The following is a 17,891-nucleotide window of genomic DNA, read 5'->3' as shown; positions in this document are numbered from 1 at the left end:
GAAAAGATGTAGTTTTAGTTCTAGAAAAATAAAAAGATGATATGTGTAAAGTGTAAAAATGCTAGTTTTAGTGAAAATGTAGCATGAAAAAGATAAGTATTAATAAAAGGGTTTGGGATTACGATGGCGTATTTATTATGTGTGTTTATTGAATTGCTGCTCAACGCATTTTAAATCTTCATCAAATTTCTCATGTGTCCGTTCGATTAATTTATGAAACATATCCCCAACGTGCTCTTCTAAAATACGAATACCTTCTCCTGTAACACCGCCTTTAACGCATACCTTTTCTTGTAAAGTAGGTAATGTGAAAATTTCTTTTTCGAGTAATTTCCCCATTCCAATGACCATTTCACTTACTAAAGTAGTGGCTTCTTCATGTGTAATATTTGTTTTATCTACAGCAGCGTTAATGAAACATTGTAATAAATAACTAAAAAAAGCAGGGCCGCAGCTTGCTATATCAGATGAAACGCGCGTTATATCTTCTTCTATAACAAGGGGAGTAGAAATGTTTTTGAATAGACGAAGTAGTTTTTGTTGCCATTCTTCAGAGCAGTTATTTCCAAATGTAAATAGTGATGCGCCGGATAAGGCGCGGTTTGTGATGCTTGGAATGATACGAGCGACGTGGCAAGGTATAAGTGTTTCTAATTGTGATGGAGATATGGGGCTTGTGATAGAAACTAAGCAATCTTCGTCTGAAAAATGGTCAGCGTATTTTTGTAGAATAGGGTATATGTCTATCGGTTTTACGCAAATGAAAATAAGCTGGGATTGTTCGATTACCTCTTGGATTGTTTTGGCTATATGAACAGAAGGGTATTTTTCTTTTATATGATATGCTTTGGCAGGCGTCCGATTAATAATAGTAAGGCACGAAGGTTTGACAGCACGGGTTTCTAAAAATGCATCGATTAGTATATTCCCCATGTTCCCTGTCCCTATAATTCCTATGTTCAATGTTTCATCCCTCCTTCGTAACAGCTTTCTCCTAAACAATATGAATGATGTTATAAATTTATGATTAGAGGTGTAAAATGGTGTGGGATTTTCCGAAAAAATGGTTGGGATTAGTGGTTATTATTGGCACTTTGATTTTTCTTTTTTTCTGGAAAACGAATCAGCAAACAGAGCGATCGCTCATTACAACGGAAGTTCAAGTGAAAGATGTGGAGAAAAAAAGTAAACCGAAAGTATTGGATACAAAGGAGCAGAAAAAAATAATTATAATTGATGTGAAAGGGGCGGTTTTTAAAGAGGGTGTGTATGAAATGAAGGAAGGGGACCGGGTGAAGGAGGCGGTTGAAAAAGCTGGTGGTTTGTTGCCGGAGGCAGATGTGAAGAAAGTGAATTTGGCGCAAATGGTCCAAGACCAAATGCTTCTTTATGTTCCTAACAAGAATGATCCAGTGCAAGAAGGGGCTACTTTTTCAAAAAGCGAGGGTAAAGTGCAAATAAATACAGCTTCTAAAGAGCAACTTGAAAAAATAACAGGCATTGGTTCTCGGAAAGCGGAAAGTATTTTGAAATACCGAGAAGAACATGGTCCGTTTCAGAAAATAGAAGATTTATTAGAAATTGATGGGATTGGTGCGAAGTCTTTAGAGAAAATAAAAGATCAAATTATTATTCCATAAAAGATTGACGAAGTTTTTCTTTTTTCGCTACACTACAAGTAGACAAAAAAGAAGGTGAAAAATATGGAACGAATTTCATGGGATCAATATTTTATGACGCAAAGCCATCTACTATCTTTACGTAGTACATGTACAAGGCTTGCGGTAGGAGCGACAATCGTTCGTGATAAACGAATTATTGCTGGTGGATATAACGGTTCAATTAAAGGTGGTGTGCATTGTATAGACGATGGTTGCTATGTCATTGATAATCATTGCGTTCGTACAATTCATGCTGAAATGAATGCTTTATTGCAATGTGCGAAATTTGGTGCAAAAACAGAGGAAGCGGAAATTTATGTCACACATTTTCCTTGTTTGCAGTGCTGTAAGGCGATTATTCAAAGTGGTGTTACAGCGGTTTATTATGCACAGGACTATAAAAATCATCCGTATGCCGTAGAGTTATTTGAACAAGCGAGTGTAACAGTAAAGCACGTTCCGCTAGAATACGATATTACATCGCTAGAGGAACAAGAGCGTCATTTACAGCTAAAGGAATTATTCGCAGCTTTAGAAAAAGATAATTTATCAATGGAAGAATTACAGCGTGTATTCACTAAAGCGAAAATGATGCTATAAGGAGTGAGTATGAGTTGAATGGGCAATGGGGCTATGTTGCAATCTCGTTTATAATTGGGATTGCAATTACCTTTTCCGCATCGCATTTGTTGGCTGCTTGTTGTTTCGTTTGTTATGTTTTATTTTGTTTATATCGTACTTCGCGTAAAACCTTCATATTTTGTATAATAGCGTGTTTTAGTGGCGTTATGTACACCACGTATGTTCAGAGTCTAAATAAGCCGCTAGGGGATTCCTATGAAGTTACACGAGGGGTCGTGCAAAATACACCTCTAATTAATGGGGATCGTCTCTCTTTTCAAATTGAAGATCAGAATAAAAACTTAGTGCAGTTAAATTATAAAATACAATCTGCTTCGGAAAAGAAGCAGTTGCAACAATTACATGCAGGTATATCGTGTACATTTAAAGGGGAGGTGAAAGAACCACAAACTGCCCGGAATTTTCATGTTTTTGATTATCGTAATTATTTATATCAGCAAAAAATACATTTTATATTTGATGTGACATACATTTCTGAATGTCACAAAACATCGTTGTCACTCGTGCAATGGATTTTTCTTCTCAGGCAACAAACAATCTCGAAAGTTACAGAAATGTTCCCGGAACAATCAGGTGCATTTATGAACGCATTATTATTTGGAGATCGACAACAAATGACGTTTGAAGTAGAAGAGCAATATCAACAATTTGGTCTTATACATTTGTTAGCAATTTCAGGATCGCATATCGTATTATTAATGGTTATAATGTATTTTGTTTTGCTAAGAAGTGGTGTGACGAAAGAGATAGCAACAGTATGCCTTATAGTTTGCATTCCTCTGTATATGATCATAGCTGGGGCGTCGCCATCTGTTGTGAGGGCTTCTATAACAGGAGTTTTATTATTGGTAGCTTTCATGTGCTCTGTTCGCTTATCTAGTCTAGACGCCTTAAGTATAACGGCTATATGTATGCTTATATACGATCCGTATCTTATTTTCAACATTGGATTTCAATTCTCATTTGTAGGTAGTTTTTCTTTACTACTATCTGCGCCGATATTATTAGGGTGTAGTAATGGGATAGTTCGAAATTCTATTTACATTTCTATAATTTCACAGCTCGCTAGTACCCCCATCTTGTTATATCATTTTGGTTATTTTTCTCCTTATAGCATTTTCCTCAATCTTATATATGTTCCTTTTCTATCCATTATTGTATTGCCGTGTAGCATCATTGTTCTTATATGTATGCCGGTTATTCCATTTTTCGCAAAAGGAATTGCATATGTACTTTCACTATGTTTAACCATTTCTAATGATTTTCTAAGTTACTGTGAAAGTTTCCCTTTCATCCGACTTACTTTTGGTAAAACTCCTTTATTTCTTGTGGCTATATATTGTTTTAGTATCGTTAGTATATTTGTGATTTGGGAAAGGGTAATAACGAAAAAAATTTTGTGCATAGTTGTGGGTGTGTTTCTTTTTATTAGTACTTGTCATTATGTATATCCATATTTTCGCGAAAGTGGGAGTGTTACATTTCTTGATGTTGGACAGGGAGATGCGATATTAATTCGTCTTCCATACGATAAAGAGGTTTATCTTATTGATACAGGAGGAGCCCTTTCTGTCAAGAAGGAAGCGTGGCAACAGAAAAAGCATGAATTTTCTGTTGGGCATGATATTCTTGTTCCTTTTTTACAAAAAGAAGGTATAAAAACGATTGATAAATTAATTGTAACGCACGGAGATGCGGATCATATAGGTGCTGCGCTGGATTTGCTGTCATCTATTATTGTAAAAGAAGTTGTATTTGGGAGAAAGGAACAAGATGCTGTATTGGAAAAAGTGGTGAAGAAAAAGGCGTTAGAAAAGAGCATGAAGATAAGTGTAGTAGGAGAAGGGGAAGGTTGGAGGGTAAATGAAGCGGAATTTTTCGTATTAGCTCCAAAGGGGAAAGAAAAGGGAGAAAATGACTCTTCGATTGTACTATGGGCCAGACTAGGGGGACTAACATGGCTATTTACGGGTGATCTAGAAGAAGAAGGAGAAAAGTTTATAGTATCAACATATCCTGATTTGCGGGCTAATATTTTAAAAGTTGCCCACCATGGGAGTAAAACATCGTCTACAGATCCATTTTTAAGCCTTGTACAGCCTGCTGTAGCGATTATTTCTGTGGGGGAGCGTAATAGGTATGGGCACCCGCATAAGGAAGTTATAGAGCGTTTTAAGAAGATGGGTATTGATATATGGCGTACGGATAAGCAAGGTGCTATTTCCTATGTTTTTAATGGAGAAAAAGGAACCTTTCAAAGTAAAATCACATATGATGAAACACATAGAAGATGAAAAAAAGAAGACTGCCGTTAAGCAGCAGCCTTTAAGAACCGATGAATTTAATAACAGTTGCAATAATGAAAAGTGTTGCGAAAAAACCAAATGAGACGATAAATCCTACCCCTGAATCAATAGCGTCATTGCGTTTACTTTGAACGTTTTGTTCAAAATCATTCATTTAGAATCCCTCCCCAACATTCCATTTTAGTATAAAATATTGTCAGAAAAAAATCTACAATTTCCATATGAAGTGAAATAGAGTATTTGTATACTTTTTCTAGTTAGTTAAGTAGCGTGAATTTTTCATTTCCAATCATGTTAACAGTTGGCACTTATACTAAGATTATTATTGTAAATAATAAAGGGAAGGTGATTACCGCACACCAATAAGAAATCCGGGGCTTATTGCGTGGCGTTTTATATAAATAAAGGGGCGAGTTATAAAGACCGTCCCTTTGTACTTGTAAAACAAAAGCTAGGGCATTAGTATAAATATATATTGCCAAGTTAGGGAGTAGGAAAAAATATGAGTGATATACATAAGAAGATTAAAAAGAAACAGTTCGCTCCGTTGTATGTACTGTATGGAACGGAAGCCTATTTTATAAATGAAACGATAAAGCTTATTACAACGGAAGCGCTTGAAGAGGAAGATCGAGAGTTTAATGTTGTGACATACGATTTGGAAGAAGCGTATTTAGAAGATGTAGTTGAGGATGCGCATACGCTTCCTTTTTTTGGAGAGCGTAAAGTTATATTAATAAAATCACCACTATTTTTAACGGCACAAAAAGAAAAATTAGAACAAAATATAAAAATTTTAGAAGAATATATTGGGGAGCCATCTCCTTTTTCTATTCTTGTTTTTGTTGCGCCTTATGAAAAATTAGACGAACGAAAAAAAATTACAAAACTATTAAAGAAAACAGCGGATGTAATAGAAGCAAATGCGATGCAAGTGCAGGATGTTCAGAAGTGGATTGTTTCTCGTGCGGATGAGGTGCATGTGCATATTGATAATGCAGCTGTTAGTTTATTGTTAGAGCTTGTGGGAAGTAATGTAACAATGTTGGCGAAGGAAATGGACAAGTTAACGTTATACGTCGGTATGGGCGGAGAAATTACGCCAAAACTTGTCACGGAACTTGTGCCGAAATCTGTTGAGCAAAACGTGTTTGCTTTAACAGAAAAAGTGGTGAAAAAAGATATCGCTGGTGCGATGCAAATTTTAGACGGATTATTTACACAGCAGGAAGAACCGATTAAATTGCTCGCTTTATTAGTAAGTCAGTTCCGCTTGCTACATCAAGTGAAAGAGTTGCAACAGCGTGGTTACGGACAAAATCAAATCGCGTCCCATATTGGTGTACATCCGTACCGGGTAAAGTTGGCGATGAATCAAACGAAGTTTTTCTCTTTTGAAGAATTAAAAAAAGTTATTATAGAATTGGCGGAAGCTGATTATAGTATGAAGACTGGAAAGATGGATAAGAAACTTGTGCTTGAGTTTTTCTTAATGCGGTTAAATCATATGTAGTGACACAAAAAAGTTCACGTACTTAGTACGTGAACTTTTTTGTGTATATAAAAAACGATCCGAATGGATCGTTTTTTAAACGCCTTACGCGTTTACTTGTTTCGCTAAGCGAGATTTTTGACGAGCTGCAGCGTTTTGGTGGATAAGACCTTTACGAGCTGCTTTGTCAAGTTTTTTAGAAGCAGTTTTGAAAGCTTCTTTAGCATTTTCAAGATCGTTATTAGTAACTAAAGTTTCTACAGTTTTAACAGCAGTACGCATGTCAGACTTGATAGAAGCGTTATGTGAACGACGCTCTTCGCTAAGTTTAGCGCGTTTGATAGCAGATTTGATGTTTGCCATACTTTTCACCTCCCTGGTGCAATCGAATGACTCGATTCTTACATAGAACAAGTGATATTTTATCAAACGGTGAAGAGAATTGCAATAGTATATCAATGAAATTTCACGTAAAGGAAAGAATGACCTAATATAACTTGGGGAAATCTAACGATATTTACTATGAATTACGGAGGAGATACGATGAAAGAACCATTAGATTTAAGTAAATATAGTGTTAGAACTGACCTTGCTGTAGAGGCGCACCAAATGCTACAAGAGCGCCAAGAAGAACAAAAAGGGATACAGGGAGTTATTGTAAAAGAGAGGGAAGAAGAGGGAGTTACAATTACAAAAGTAACTATTGATGAAATTGCATCTGAGTCGATGGGGAAAAAACCTGGAAGTTATTTAACTCTTGAGGTGCAAGGCATACGACAACAAGATACGGAACTTCAGCAAAAGGTAGAGCGTATTTTTGCAAAAGAATTTTCTTATTTCTTAGAAGAGGTTGGAGTTTCAAAAGAAGCGAGTTGTTTAATCGTAGGTCTTGGGAATTGGAATGTAACGCCGGATGCACTCGGACCGATAGTTGTAGAGAACGTACTGGTGACGAGACATTTGTTTAAATTGCAGCCTGAAAGTGTGGAAGAAGGGTTTAGACCTGTTAGTGCCATTCGTCCAGGGGTAATGGGAATTACAGGGATTGAAACGAGCGATGTCATTTACGGAATTATTGAGAAGACAAAACCAGACTTTGTCATCGCAATTGATGCATTAGCTGCGCGTTCTATTGAACGAGTAAATAGTACGATACAAATTTCTGATACAGGAATTCATCCAGGATCTGGTGTTGGGAATAAGCGTAAGGAACTAAGTAAAGAAACATTAGGTATTCCTGTTATCGCAATTGGTGTGCCAACTGTGGTAGATGCTGTTTCGATTACGAGTGATACAATTGATTTTATTTTGAAACATTTTGGCCGGGAACTGAAAGAAGGAAACAAACCGTCACGCTCTTTATTGCCAGCAGGTTTTACATTTGGAGAAAAGAAAAAATTAACAGAAGAAGATATGCCAGATGAAAAGAGTCGAAATATGTTTTTAGGAGCTATTGGTACGTTAGAAGAAGAAGAAAAGAGAAAGTTAATTTATGAAGTGTTATCTCCTCTTGGTCATAATTTAATGGTAACTCCAAAAGAAGTAGATGCGTTTATTGAGGATATGGCAAATGTAATAGCCAGCGGTTTAAATGCAGCGCTGCATCATCAGATTGATCAGGATAATACAGGGGCATATACACATTGATGGAAAGAGGCAGAAATAGCTTGAGTCAATTTACGCTGTTATGTATATGCGGTACAGTCTTATGTTTGCTTATGATGATAGCTGGAGTGGGACTCGCTAATCATGGTCTAAAAAGTATGAAGGGATATCGTCAGCTGTCATATGAACAAATTGCTCATATGACAGGAACAGAAGGCGCTGGGGCTGAATCGGAAATTTCGGGAGAGACGTTTTCGGCTATTGAAAAACAAAAACAGTTAGAAAGCTTAAGAAGTTTTAATGTTGTAGAAGGTATCGGTATGGCGATAGCAAGTGTTGCTCGTGATATGACAAAGTTTGGAACGGATATAGTTGTTGGGGCAATAAAAGGAATTTTTAGTTAAGGGTAGCGGGAAGGATGGTTGTCTTATGTTTGTAAGAGAGCTGTCTTTTAATTTGAAAAAGGTTTGTCTCTTATGGTTTGTTCGCATAAGATATAGATAGAGTGATTTGTATTGTAAGCAGCACGAGTTTTCATTGAATCTTTGCTGCTCTATTGATATAATCAGTGCTAGTGTATATTGGCGAGACTATTAGGAGTTGAGAACATAGATGAATAAAGAAGAAAGAGCAAAAAGACAGTCCAAAATTCGTAACTTCTCCATCATTGCTCACATTGACCACGGGAAATCAACGTTGGCAGATCGTATTTTGGAGAAAACAAACGCGTTGGCACAGCGCGAAATGAAGGCGCAATTGCTTGACTCTATGGAGTTGGAGCGTGAGCGTGGTATTACAATTAAATTAAATGCAGTACAACTAACGTATAAAGCGAAAGACGGTGAAGAGTATATTCTTCACTTAATCGATACTCCAGGACACGTCGATTTTACGTACGAAGTATCTCGTAGTTTAGCGGCTTGTGAAGGTGCAATTCTTGTAGTGGATGCAGCGCAAGGAATTGAGGCGCAAACATTAGCGAACGTATATTTAGCGCTTGATAATAATTTAGAAATCTTACCAGTTATTAATAAAATCGACTTACCAAGTGCAGACCCAGAACGCGTACGTCAAGAGGTAGAAGATGTAATTGGTTTAGATGCATCGGAAGCTGTACTTGCTTCAGCGAAAGCTGGCATTGGTATTGAAGATATTTTAGAACAAATCGTTGAAAAGGTACCAGCTCCAACAGGTGATTCAGAAGAGCCGTTACAATGTATGATTTTCGATTCTTTATATGATCCGTACCGTGGTGTAATTGCATATATCCGTGTTGTAAATGGAACGGTAAAAGTTGGCGATAAAGTACGTATGATGGCAACTGGAAAAGAATTTGAAGTAACAGAAGTAGGTGTGTTTACACCGAAAACGACGCAACGTGACGAGTTAACAGTAGGTGATGTAGGTTTCTTAGCGGCATCTATTAAGAACGTAGGTGATACACGCGTAGGTGATACGATCACACATGCGAAACGTCCGGCTGCAGAGCCGTTAAAAGGGTATCGAAAATTAAACCCAATGGTATTCTGTGGTTTATATCCAATCGATTCTGCACGTTATAACGACTTACGTGATGCGTTAGAAAAACTAGAATTGAATGATTCTGCTCTTGAATTTGAGCCTGAAACATCTCAAGCTTTAGGTTTTGGTTTCCGTTGTGGTTTCTTAGGGCTTCTTCACATGGAGATTATTCAAGAACGTATTGAACGTGAATTCAAGATTGACTTAATTACAACAGCGCCAAGCGTTATTTATAAAGTGTATTTAACAAACGGTGAAGATTTTATTGTTGATAATCCATCTAATATGCCAGATCCACAGACTATCGATCGTGTAGAAGAGCCGTTTGTGAAGGCTGCAATTATGGTTCCGAATGACTATGTTGGAGCTGTAATGGAAATTTGCCAAGGGAAACGTGGAACGTTTATTGATATGCAATATTTAGATGAAACACGTGTTACATTGACATATGAAATCCCGTTATCAGAAATCGTATATGATTTCTTCGATCAATTGAAATCAAATACGAAAGGATATGCATCATTTGACTACGAGTTAATTGGTTATAAACCATCTAAACTTGTGAAAATGGATATTCTTTTAAATAATGAACAAGTGGATGCTTTATCATTTATTGTACATCGTGATTCAGCGTATGACCGTGGTAAAGTAATTGTAGAGAAATTAAAGAAATTAATTCCAAGACAACAGTTTGAAGTGCCAATTCAGGCGACTATCGGAAATAAAGTTGTATCTCGTTCTACAATTAAGGCGATGCGTAAAAACGTACTTGCAAAATGTTACGGTGGTGACATTTCTCGTAAGCGTAAACTTCTTGATAAGCAAAAAGAAGGTAAAAAACGTATGAAGTCTGTTGGTTCTGTAGAAGTGCCGCAAGAAGCATTCATGGCTGTACTGAAAATGGATGATAACTAATGGAGTGAACTATAATTAGTGGAGATTTTTCTATTCTTCGCTAATTATTAGCCCGCACCAATCGTGATAAAAGTAGAAGCCGTTCGTTCGGCTTCTTTTTTATATGCTACTTTTTAGACATCTTATCATCTCTCATTTACAATAGTGAGAGAGCTTTTTAGTGATTGATATAGAGTTAGGAGACTATTAATGTCCGAAAATATTCGAAAAGATATTCGAGAGAAAATACAAAAAGGTAATTTTAATTGCGAAAAGGAACTGACGCTTTCTATAATTAGTGGGAAGTGGAAAGTTGTGATATTGTGGCACTTAGGTGTGGAAGGTCCGCATCGTTTTAGTGAATTGCAACGTCTGTTCCCGAGCATTTCTCATAAAGTGTTGTCAAATCAATTGAAAGAGTTAATGGAGGACGGGATTGTTGATCGAACGGTATACCCGGAAATTCCTCCGCGTGTTGAGTACTATATGACGGAATTAGGTATGTCGCTTTTACCGATTGTTGAAATGATGTATGATTGGGGAAAAATGCGAATGGAACAAATCCGTAATACAGTAGAGAAGTAAAGAATCCTCCGGAGTGCGGAGGTTTTCTTTTTAGAAAGGTAGGAGTTATATTTGGTACAAGCTGCATATATTCATATTCCATTTTGTCAGCATATTTGTCACTATTGTGATTTTAATAAAGTATTTATTGAACGCCAACCGGTTGATCAATACTTACAATATTTAGAGAAAGAAATAATAAATACGGTTCAAAAAGTACCGTTTGAAAGTATGAAAACGATTTTTGTTGGCGGAGGAACTCCGACAGCTTTAAATATGGAGCAAACAAAAAAACTACTCGACATCATTAACCGTCGTTTGCGTCCATTTGCGCCGAATTGTGAATTAACATTTGAAGCGAATCCAGGTGATTTACCGAAAGAGAAGTTGAACGTATTGCTAGAAGGTGGAGTAAACCGAATTAGTTTTGGTGTGCAAACGTTTCGTGATGAGCTACTTGAGAAGATTGGACGCAGGCATACGAGAGAAGATGCATTCGTAGCAATTCGAGAAGCGCAGGAAGTCGGTTTTACAAATATTAATGTAGATTTAATTTATGCTCTGCCAGGACAGACGATAGAAGATGTAAAGGAAACATTAGACATTGCCTTTACGCTTGGTGTACAACATTTCTCGGCATATTCATTAATTGTGGAACCGAAAACTGTATTTTATAACTTAATGAATAAAGGGAAATTAAGACTACCAGGTGAAGATCATGAAGCGAAAATGTACGAAATGGTAATGGATGAAATGGAGAAACATGGTTATAACCAGTATGAGATTAGTAACTTCTCGAAAGGTGATAATGAAAGTAGACATAATCTCACATACTGGAATAATGAAGAGTATTATGGATTTGGAGCTGGAGCGCATAGCTATGTGAACGGGGAACGAATTCAAAATGTAGGTCCGCTCAAGCAATATTTCACTAAAATTGATGAGACAGGATTTCCATATTTAGATGTTCACACAGTGACAGAGAAAGAAAAAATGGAAGAAGAGTTGTTCTTAGGACTTCGAAAAACAAAAGGTGTTTCTAAGTTAGAATTCCAAAAGAAATTTAATGTGGAGATGGACCATGTTTTTGCAAAGCAGTTACAAAGTAATCAAGAACAAGGATTACTTGAAAACAGAGATGGACATGTTTGTTTAACGAGGAAAGGGAGACTATTAGGGAATGAAGTATTCCAGTCATTTTTGATTGATTAATTAAATGTGCCATAAGCGTGAAAAAGTTTTGTTATTTCGTGACGTTTCCGTTGACAATTGAATGTCAATTTTGGTAAGTTATTAATAGATTTAGCACTCGAAGACAAAGAGTGCTAACAGAGGTGATGATGAGATGCTTACGGAACGTCAGCTCTTAATTTTACAAACAATTGTTGATGACTTTATTGGATCAGCGCAACCAGTTGGTTCGAGGACGTTGGCTAAGAAAGATGAAATTACGTTTAGTTCAGCTACTATTCGAAATGAAATGGCTGATTTAGAAGAACTAGGATTTATTGAAAAAACGCATAGTTCTTCTGGGCGTGTTCCTTCTGAAAAAGGATACCGATTTTATGTAGACCATCTTTTAGCGCCGCAAAACTTACCGACCGATGAAATTGTACAAATTAAAGATTTATTTGCTGAAAGAATTTTTGAAGCAGAAAAAATTGCACAGCAATCAGCTCAAATTTTATCAGAGCTTACGAATTATACGGCCATTGTTCTTGGTCCCAAATTGAGCACAAATAAACTTAAAAATGTACAAATTGTACCGCTTGATCGTCAAACAGCAGTCGCTATTATTGTAACAGATACAGGGCATGTGCAAAGTAAAACGATTACCGTTCCGGAATCTGTTGATTTATCAGATTTAGAAAAAATGGTTAATATTTTAAATGAAAAGCTATCTGGTATACCTATGGCAGAACTTCATAATAAAATCTTTAAAGAGATTGTTACAGTCTTGCGTGGGTATGTTCATAATTACGATAGTGCAATAAAAATGTTAGATGGTACATTTCAAGTCCCTTTATCGGAAAAGATATACTTTGGAGGAAAAGCAAATATGCTTTCGCAACCAGAGTTCCATGACATTCACAAAGTAAGATCTTTGCTGACGATGATTGATAATGAGGCTGCGTTTTATGACATTTTGCGTCATAAACAAGTCGGAATTCAAGTGAAAATTGGTAGAGAAAATTCTTCTACGGCAATGGAGGATTGCAGTTTGATTTCTGCAACGTATTCGATTGGAGAAGAGCAACTTGGAACAATTGCAATTTTAGGTCCGACGAGAATGCAATACTCTCGTGTAATTAGTTTACTGCAGTTATTTACAAGACAATTTACAGACGGACTTAAAAAGTAAATGAGAGTAATACATTCGCTCAAGTGATGAAATTTTCATTGCTGTGTGTAATATATAATGCTTAGGTAATCATGCTAAGCATGATACCTAATACCTTTTAAGGAGGTGAAAATTGTGGAAGAGCGTAACGAACAAGTGGTAGAAGAAGTGAAAGAAGCGCAAGTTGAAGAAGCTGTCACGCCAGAAAACAGTGAAAAAACTGTAGAAGAAAAAAGTGAGGCTGCTCTTTTACAAGAAAAAGTAGATGAGTTACAAGCGAAACTAACGGAAACGGAAGGTCGCACATTACGTCTACAAGCTGATTTTGAAAATTATAAGCGCCGTGTCCAAATGGATAAACAGGCTGCTGATAAATATAGAGCACAAAGTCTAGTTTCAGATATTTTGCCAGCTCTTGATAATTTTGAAAGAGCGATGCAAGTGGAAGCGACTGACGAGCAAACGAAATCCTTGTTACAAGGTATGGAAATGGTGCATCGTCAATTGCTAGAAGCGTTGACTAAGGAAGGTGTTGAAGCGATTGAAGCTGTTGGTAAACAGTTTGATCCGAATGAACACCAAGCTATTATGCAAGTGGAAGACAGTGAATTTGAATCAAACGCGGTAGTTGAAGAATTCCAAAAAGGTTATAAACTAAAAGACCGTGTGATTCGCCCATCAATGGTAAAAGTAAATCAATAATTTACATAAAAGTAGGAGGATTCGCCATGAGTAAAATTATCGGTATTGACTTAGGTACAACAAACTCTTGTGTAGCTGTTATGGAAGGTGGAGAACCAAAGGTTATCCCAAATCCAGAAGGAAACCGTACAACACCTTCTGTTGTAGCTTTCAAAAATGAAGAGCGTCAAGTTGGGGAAGTTGCAAAGCGTCAAGCAATTACAAACCCAAATACAATCATGTCTGTTAAACGTCATATGGGTACAGACTACAAAGTAGAAGTTGAAGGTAAAGATTTTACACCTCAAGAAATTTCTGCAATCATTTTACAAAACTTAAAAGCTTCTGCTGAAGCATACTTAGGTGAAACAGTAACGAAAGCTGTTATTACAGTACCTGCATACTTCAACGATGCAGAGCGTCAAGCAACGAAAGATGCTGGTCGTATCGCTGGTTTAGAAGTTGAGCGTATCATTAACGAACCAACAGCAGCAGCACTTGCTTACGGTTTAGAAAAACAAGATGAAGAGCAAAAAATCTTAGTATATGACTTAGGTGGCGGTACATTTGATGTATCTATCCTTGAGTTAGCAGACGGCACATTCGAAGTTATTTCAACTGCTGGTGACAACCGTCTTGGTGGAGATGACTTTGACCAAGTTATCATCGATCATTTAGTAGCTGAATTCAAAAAAGAAAATAGCATTGATTTAAGCCAAGATAAAATGGCACTTCAACGTCTGAAAGATGCAGCTGAAAAAGCGAAGAAAGATCTTTCTGGTGTAACACAAACACAAATTTCATTACCATTCATTAGTGCTGGAGCTGCTGGCCCATTACACTTAGAATTAACGTTAACAAGAGCTAAATTCGAAGAAATTTCAGCTGGTCTTGTTGAAAGAACATTAGAGCCAACTCGTCGTGCATTAAAAGACGCTGGTTTTGCTCCAAGCGAATTAGATAAAGTTATCCTTGTTGGTGGATCTACTCGTATCCCAGCTGTACAAGAAGCGATTAAACGTGAAACTGGTAAAGAGCCATACAAAGGTGTAAACCCAGATGAAGTTGTAGCATTAGGTGCTGCAGTTCAAGGTGGCGTACTTACTGGTGATGTAGAGGGCGTTCTATTATTAGACGTAACTCCACTTTCTTTAGGTATCGAAACTATGGGCGGTGTGTTCACGAAACTAATCGAGCGTAACACTACAATTCCGACAAGTAAGTCACAAGTATTCTCAACAGCTGCTGATAACCAACCAGCGGTAGACATTCACGTACTACAAGGTGAGCGTCCAATGTCAGCTGACAACAAAACGTTAGGTCGTTTCCAATTAACAGACCTTCCGCCAGCACCACGTGGAATTCCACAAATCGAAGTAACATTCGATATTGATGCGAACGGTATCGTTAACGTACGTGCAAAAGACTTAGGAACAAGCAAAGAGCAAACTATTACAATCCAATCTTCTTCAGGTCTTTCTGATGAAGAAGTAGATCGTATGGTACAAGAAGCTGAATCAAATGCTGATGCTGACCAAAAACGTAAGGAAGAAGTTGAACTTCGTAACGAAGCTGACCAACTTGTATTCCAAACAGACAAAGTTGTAAAAGATTTAGAAGGTAAAGTAGATGCAGCTGAAGTAGCGAAAGCAACGGAAGCGAAAGAAGCATTACAAGCGGCAATCGAGAAAAACGAACTTGAAGAAATCCGTGTGAAAAAAGATGCTCTTCAAGAAATCGTACAACAATTAACTGTTAAATTATACGAGCAAGCTCAAGCGGCTGCAGGGCAAGCAGAAGGTGCACAAGGAGCACAAGACGCTGGCGCGAAAAAAGATAATGTAGTAGACGCTGAGTTTGAAGAAGTAAAAGAAGACAAGTAATACAGTGAAATAAAATAAGTAAGATGACAAAAAGTCAAAGTCAAGCGTGCCTTGGCTTTGGCTTTTTTCACGAATAAGAAGAAATGTGTGAGGATCTTAAGTTTTTTATTTTGCATACTGTAAGTGAGGAAACTTTGTTGCAAAGCACTTTCTTTCGGTGTTAAAATTACGTTTATGTGAAAGATTCGGGGGTTGCAAATTTATGAATAAACGAGATTATTATGAGGTCCTTGGACTTAGCCAGGGCGCTTCAAAAGATGAAATTAAAAAAGCGTATCGTCGTTTGGCTAAAAAATATCATCCAGACGTAAGTAAAGAAGAAAATGCAATTGAAAAGTTTAAAGAAGTACAAGAGGCATACGAAGTATTGAGCGATGATCAAAAGCGTGCGCAGTATGATCAATTTGGTCACGCTGGTCCGAATCAAGGTTTCGGTGGCGGAGGAGACTTCGGCGGTGGCTTCGGTTTCGAAGATATCTTTAGTTCATTCTTTGGCGGTGGCGGCAGACGTCGTGATCCAAATGCTCCACGTCAAGGTGCTGATTTACAATATCAAGTTACTTTAGAGTTTGAAGAAGCTATTTTTGGTAAAGAATTAAACGTTGAGATTCCAGTGGAGGATCCATGTGATACTTGTAAGGGTAGTGGAGCAAAACCAGGGACTTCAAAAGAAACATGTAAACACTGTTCAGGATCAGGGCAAGTAAGTGTAGAACAAAATACACCATTTGGGCGTATTGTAAACCGTCAAGCTTGTGGACATTGTTCAGGAACAGGTCAAATGATTAAAGAGAAATGTACGACATGCCATGGTTCTGGTAAAGTTCGTAAACGTAAAAAAATCAATGTTAAAATTCCAGCGGGTATCGATAATGGTCAACAAATTCGTGTATCTGGAAAAGGTGAAGCAGGCGTAAATGGCGGACCGGCAGGTGACTTATATGTTGTTGTTCATGTGAGAAATCATGAATTCTTTGAACGCGAAGGGGATCACATTATTTGCGAAATGCCAATAACATTTGCGCAAATGGCACTTGGTGCGGAAGTAGAAGTTCCTACCGTTCATGGCAAAGTGAAGCTGAAAATTCCAGCAGGAACACAAACAGGAACAGAATTCCGCTTAAAAGGAAAAGGTGCTCCGAACGTACGTGGATATGGTCAAGGAGATCAATATGTAGTCGTTCGTGTTGTTGTGCCGACGAAATTAACTTCACATCAAAAAGATTTATTGCGTGAATTTGCAGGGCAAGAAGAGCAGGATGATAGCTTATTCAGAAAGCTTAAACGTGCTTTCAAAGGGGAATAATGGAAATAAAAAATGGAGTTGGTAAATTGTGAAATGGTCAGAAATTAGTATTCATACAACAGAAGAAGCAGTAGAAGCTGTCTCTCATATTTTGCATGAAGCAGGCGCTAGCGGGGTTGCGATTGAGGACCCAGCGGAGTTGACGAAAGAGCGCAAGCAACAATACGGTGAGATTTATGCACTTAACCCAGATGAATATCCAAGTGAGGGTGTTTTGGTAAAAGCATATTTCCCACAAACGGATTCTTTACACGAAACGGTTGCAGGTGTAAAATCATCTATTGATGCACTACCATCTTTCGACATCGAAATTGGTAAAGGAACTATTACAATTAATGAAGTCGATGAGGAAGATTGGGCTACTGCTTGGAAGAAGTATTATCATCCAGTTCAAATTTCTGATACATTCACAATTGTGCCGACGTGGGAAGAGTATACACCGTCTTCTCCAGATGAAAAAATTATTGAATTAGATCCAGGTATGGCGTTTGGTACAGGGACACATCCAACAACGACGATGTGTATTCGTGCTTTAGAAAAAACGGTTCAGCCAGGTGATACTGTGATTGATGTGGGGACAGGTTCGGGGGTACTTAGTATTGCTGCGGCAAAACTAGGTGCGGCTTCTGTTCAAGCGTATGATTTAGACCCAGTTGCAGTTGAAAGTGCAGAAATGAATGTGCGCTTAAATAAAACAGATGACATTGTCAATGTTGGACAGAATAGTCTATTAGAAGGTATTGAAGGCCCAGTTGATTTAATCGTAGCAAATTTACTAGCGGAAATTATTCTTCTATTCCCTGAAGATGCAGCGAGAGTGGTGAAGCCAGGTGGATTATTTATTACATCTGGTATTATTGGGGCGAAAGAAAAAGTAATTTCTGAAGCGTTAGAAACAGCTGGATTTTCAATTGAAGAAGTACTTCGAATGGAAGATTGGGTAGCAATTATTGCACGAAATGCGTAATATAGATTTTAGTCTATAAAGAACAGGG

General features: G+C 37.5%; 17 protein-coding genes. 14 read left to right on the top strand and 3 right to left on the bottom strand.

Translation table 11 applies throughout. The features are described from left to right. Positions 1 to 135: 135 nt before the first annotated feature. Entirely contained in the window at positions 136 to 963 is an 828-nt protein-coding gene (comER, locus tag NSS97_RS22045; RefSeq protein ID WP_016120823.1) for a late competence protein ComER, read from the bottom strand. 77 nt (positions 964 to 1,040) lie between these two features. Between comER and NSS97_RS22040 the strand changes: the two genes are divergently transcribed. The 3 genes from NSS97_RS22040 (at position 1,041) to NSS97_RS22030 (ending at position 4,597) form a co-directional block, all read left to right on the top strand. Then, the gene (locus tag NSS97_RS22040) at positions 1,041 to 1,640 is read left to right on the top strand and encodes a helix-hairpin-helix domain-containing protein (RefSeq protein WP_107886337.1); all 600 of its coding nucleotides are present in this window, start codon (positions 1,041 to 1,043) and stop codon (positions 1,638 to 1,640) included. Positions 1,641 to 1,703: 63 nt separating this feature from the next. Next, positions 1,704 to 2,261, top strand: a complete 558-nt coding sequence (locus NSS97_RS22035) for a ComE operon protein 2 (RefSeq protein ID WP_002088698.1) — start codon at positions 1,704 to 1,706, stop codon at positions 2,259 to 2,261. A gap of 14 nt (positions 2,262 to 2,275) precedes the next feature. Then, positions 2,276 to 4,597: a DNA internalization-related competence protein ComEC/Rec2 gene (locus tag NSS97_RS22030; protein ID WP_107886338.1), complete on the top strand. Its 2,322-nt coding sequence runs from the start codon at positions 2,276 to 2,278 to the stop codon at positions 4,595 to 4,597. A gap of 31 nt (positions 4,598 to 4,628) precedes the next feature. Here the strand turns inward: NSS97_RS22030 and NSS97_RS22025 are convergent, their stop codons facing one another. Next, on the bottom strand, positions 4,629 to 4,763 hold the full coding sequence (locus NSS97_RS22025; protein ID WP_000997609.1) for a YqzM family protein: 135 nt from the start codon (positions 4,761 to 4,763) through the stop codon (positions 4,629 to 4,631). 348 nt (positions 4,764 to 5,111) lie between these two features. Here NSS97_RS22025 and holA point away from each other — a divergent pair, with 348 nt between their 5' ends. Then, complete coding sequence (gene holA / locus NSS97_RS22020; RefSeq protein WP_002034073.1) at positions 5,112 to 6,122, top strand: DNA polymerase III subunit delta; 1,011 nt, start codon at positions 5,112 to 5,114, stop codon at positions 6,120 to 6,122. 84 nt (positions 6,123 to 6,206) lie between these two features. Here holA and rpsT read toward each other — a convergent pair whose 3' ends face one another. Further along, entirely contained in the window at positions 6,207 to 6,464 is a 258-nt protein-coding gene (rpsT, locus tag NSS97_RS22015) for a 30S ribosomal protein S20 (RefSeq protein WP_002088694.1), read from the bottom strand. A 180-nt stretch (positions 6,465 to 6,644) separates the two neighbouring features. On the opposite strand from rpsT, the gene gpr reads away from it, so the two are divergent. The 10 genes from gpr to prmA all read left to right on the top strand — a co-directional run bounded on the left by gpr (position 6,645) and on the right by prmA (position 17,863). Then, complete coding sequence (gene gpr / locus NSS97_RS22010) at positions 6,645 to 7,748, top strand: GPR endopeptidase (RefSeq protein ID WP_002088693.1); 1,104 nt, start codon at positions 6,645 to 6,647, stop codon at positions 7,746 to 7,748. Then, entirely contained in the window at positions 7,748 to 8,110 is a 363-nt protein-coding gene (locus tag NSS97_RS22005; protein WP_063607626.1) for a DUF3679 domain-containing protein, read from the top strand. The genes gpr and NSS97_RS22005 overlap by 1 nt, the downstream gene beginning before the upstream one ends. A gap of 208 nt (positions 8,111 to 8,318) precedes the next feature. Continuing rightward, positions 8,319 to 10,142, top strand: a complete 1,824-nt coding sequence (gene lepA / locus NSS97_RS22000; RefSeq protein WP_002034072.1) for an elongation factor 4 — start codon at positions 8,319 to 8,321, stop codon at positions 10,140 to 10,142. A gap of 189 nt (positions 10,143 to 10,331) precedes the next feature. Then, positions 10,332 to 10,706, top strand: coding sequence for a winged helix-turn-helix transcriptional regulator (locus NSS97_RS21995; RefSeq protein WP_002015203.1), 375 nt, complete (start codon positions 10,332 to 10,334; stop codon positions 10,704 to 10,706). A 51-nt stretch (positions 10,707 to 10,757) separates the two neighbouring features. Then, complete coding sequence (gene hemW, locus NSS97_RS21990; RefSeq protein WP_085312398.1) at positions 10,758 to 11,897, top strand: radical SAM family heme chaperone HemW; 1,140 nt, start codon at positions 10,758 to 10,760, stop codon at positions 11,895 to 11,897. A 133-nt stretch (positions 11,898 to 12,030) separates the two neighbouring features. Continuing rightward, a complete protein-coding gene (gene hrcA, locus NSS97_RS21985) occupies positions 12,031 to 13,047 on the top strand; it encodes a heat-inducible transcriptional repressor HrcA (protein ID WP_002015201.1) in 1,017 nt (338 codons plus the stop codon). Between the two features lie 114 nt (positions 13,048 to 13,161). Beyond that, a complete protein-coding gene (gene grpE, locus NSS97_RS21980; RefSeq protein ID WP_000392715.1) occupies positions 13,162 to 13,728 on the top strand; it encodes a nucleotide exchange factor GrpE in 567 nt (188 codons plus the stop codon). 26 nt (positions 13,729 to 13,754) lie between these two features. After that, positions 13,755 to 15,590: a chaperone protein DnaK gene (gene dnaK, locus NSS97_RS21975; protein WP_002015198.1), complete on the top strand. Its 1,836-nt coding sequence runs from the start codon at positions 13,755 to 13,757 to the stop codon at positions 15,588 to 15,590. Positions 15,591 to 15,792: 202 nt separating this feature from the next. Next, positions 15,793 to 16,896, top strand: coding sequence for a chaperone protein DnaJ (dnaJ, locus tag NSS97_RS21970; RefSeq protein WP_002129144.1), 1,104 nt, complete (start codon positions 15,793 to 15,795; stop codon positions 16,894 to 16,896). A 28-nt stretch (positions 16,897 to 16,924) separates the two neighbouring features. Continuing rightward, entirely contained in the window at positions 16,925 to 17,863 is a 939-nt protein-coding gene (prmA, locus tag NSS97_RS21965; RefSeq protein WP_002067162.1) for a 50S ribosomal protein L11 methyltransferase, read from the top strand. Positions 17,864 to 17,891 lie beyond the last annotated feature (28 nt).

The organism is Bacillus sp. FSL R12-0074 (assembly GCF_038005725.1).
GTDB lineage: Bacteria > Bacillota > Bacilli > Bacillales > Bacillaceae_G > Bacillus_A > Bacillus_A mycoides.
This window is presented reverse-complemented; position numbering and strand designations above follow the sequence as displayed.

Excerpts from the sequence above, each read along its gene's own strand:
- NSS97_RS22040 (WP_107886337.1), top strand. The coding sequence starts at position 1,041 with ATGGTGTGGGATTTTCCGAAAAAATGGTTGGGATTAGTGGTTATTATT.
- NSS97_RS22035 (WP_002088698.1), top strand. The coding sequence starts at position 1,704 with ATGGAACGAATTTCATGGGATCAATATTTTATGACGCAAAGCCATCTA.
- NSS97_RS22025 (WP_000997609.1), bottom strand. The coding sequence starts at position 4,763 with ATGAATGATTTTGAACAAAACGTTCAAAGTAAACGCAATGACGCTATT.
- holA (WP_002034073.1), top strand. The coding sequence starts at position 5,112 with ATGAGTGATATACATAAGAAGATTAAAAAGAAACAGTTCGCTCCGTTG.
- rpsT (WP_002088694.1), bottom strand. The coding sequence starts at position 6,464 with ATGGCAAACATCAAATCTGCTATCAAACGCGCTAAACTTAGCGAAGAG.
- gpr (WP_002088693.1), top strand. The coding sequence starts at position 6,645 with ATGAAAGAACCATTAGATTTAAGTAAATATAGTGTTAGAACTGACCTT.
- NSS97_RS22005 (WP_063607626.1), top strand. The coding sequence starts at position 7,748 with ATGGAAAGAGGCAGAAATAGCTTGAGTCAATTTACGCTGTTATGTATA.
- lepA (WP_002034072.1), top strand. The coding sequence starts at position 8,319 with ATGAATAAAGAAGAAAGAGCAAAAAGACAGTCCAAAATTCGTAACTTC.
- NSS97_RS21995 (WP_002015203.1), top strand. The coding sequence starts at position 10,332 with ATGTCCGAAAATATTCGAAAAGATATTCGAGAGAAAATACAAAAAGGT.
- hrcA (WP_002015201.1), top strand. The coding sequence starts at position 12,031 with ATGCTTACGGAACGTCAGCTCTTAATTTTACAAACAATTGTTGATGAC.
- dnaK (WP_002015198.1), top strand. The coding sequence starts at position 13,755 with ATGAGTAAAATTATCGGTATTGACTTAGGTACAACAAACTCTTGTGTA.
- dnaJ (WP_002129144.1), top strand. The coding sequence starts at position 15,793 with ATGAATAAACGAGATTATTATGAGGTCCTTGGACTTAGCCAGGGCGCT.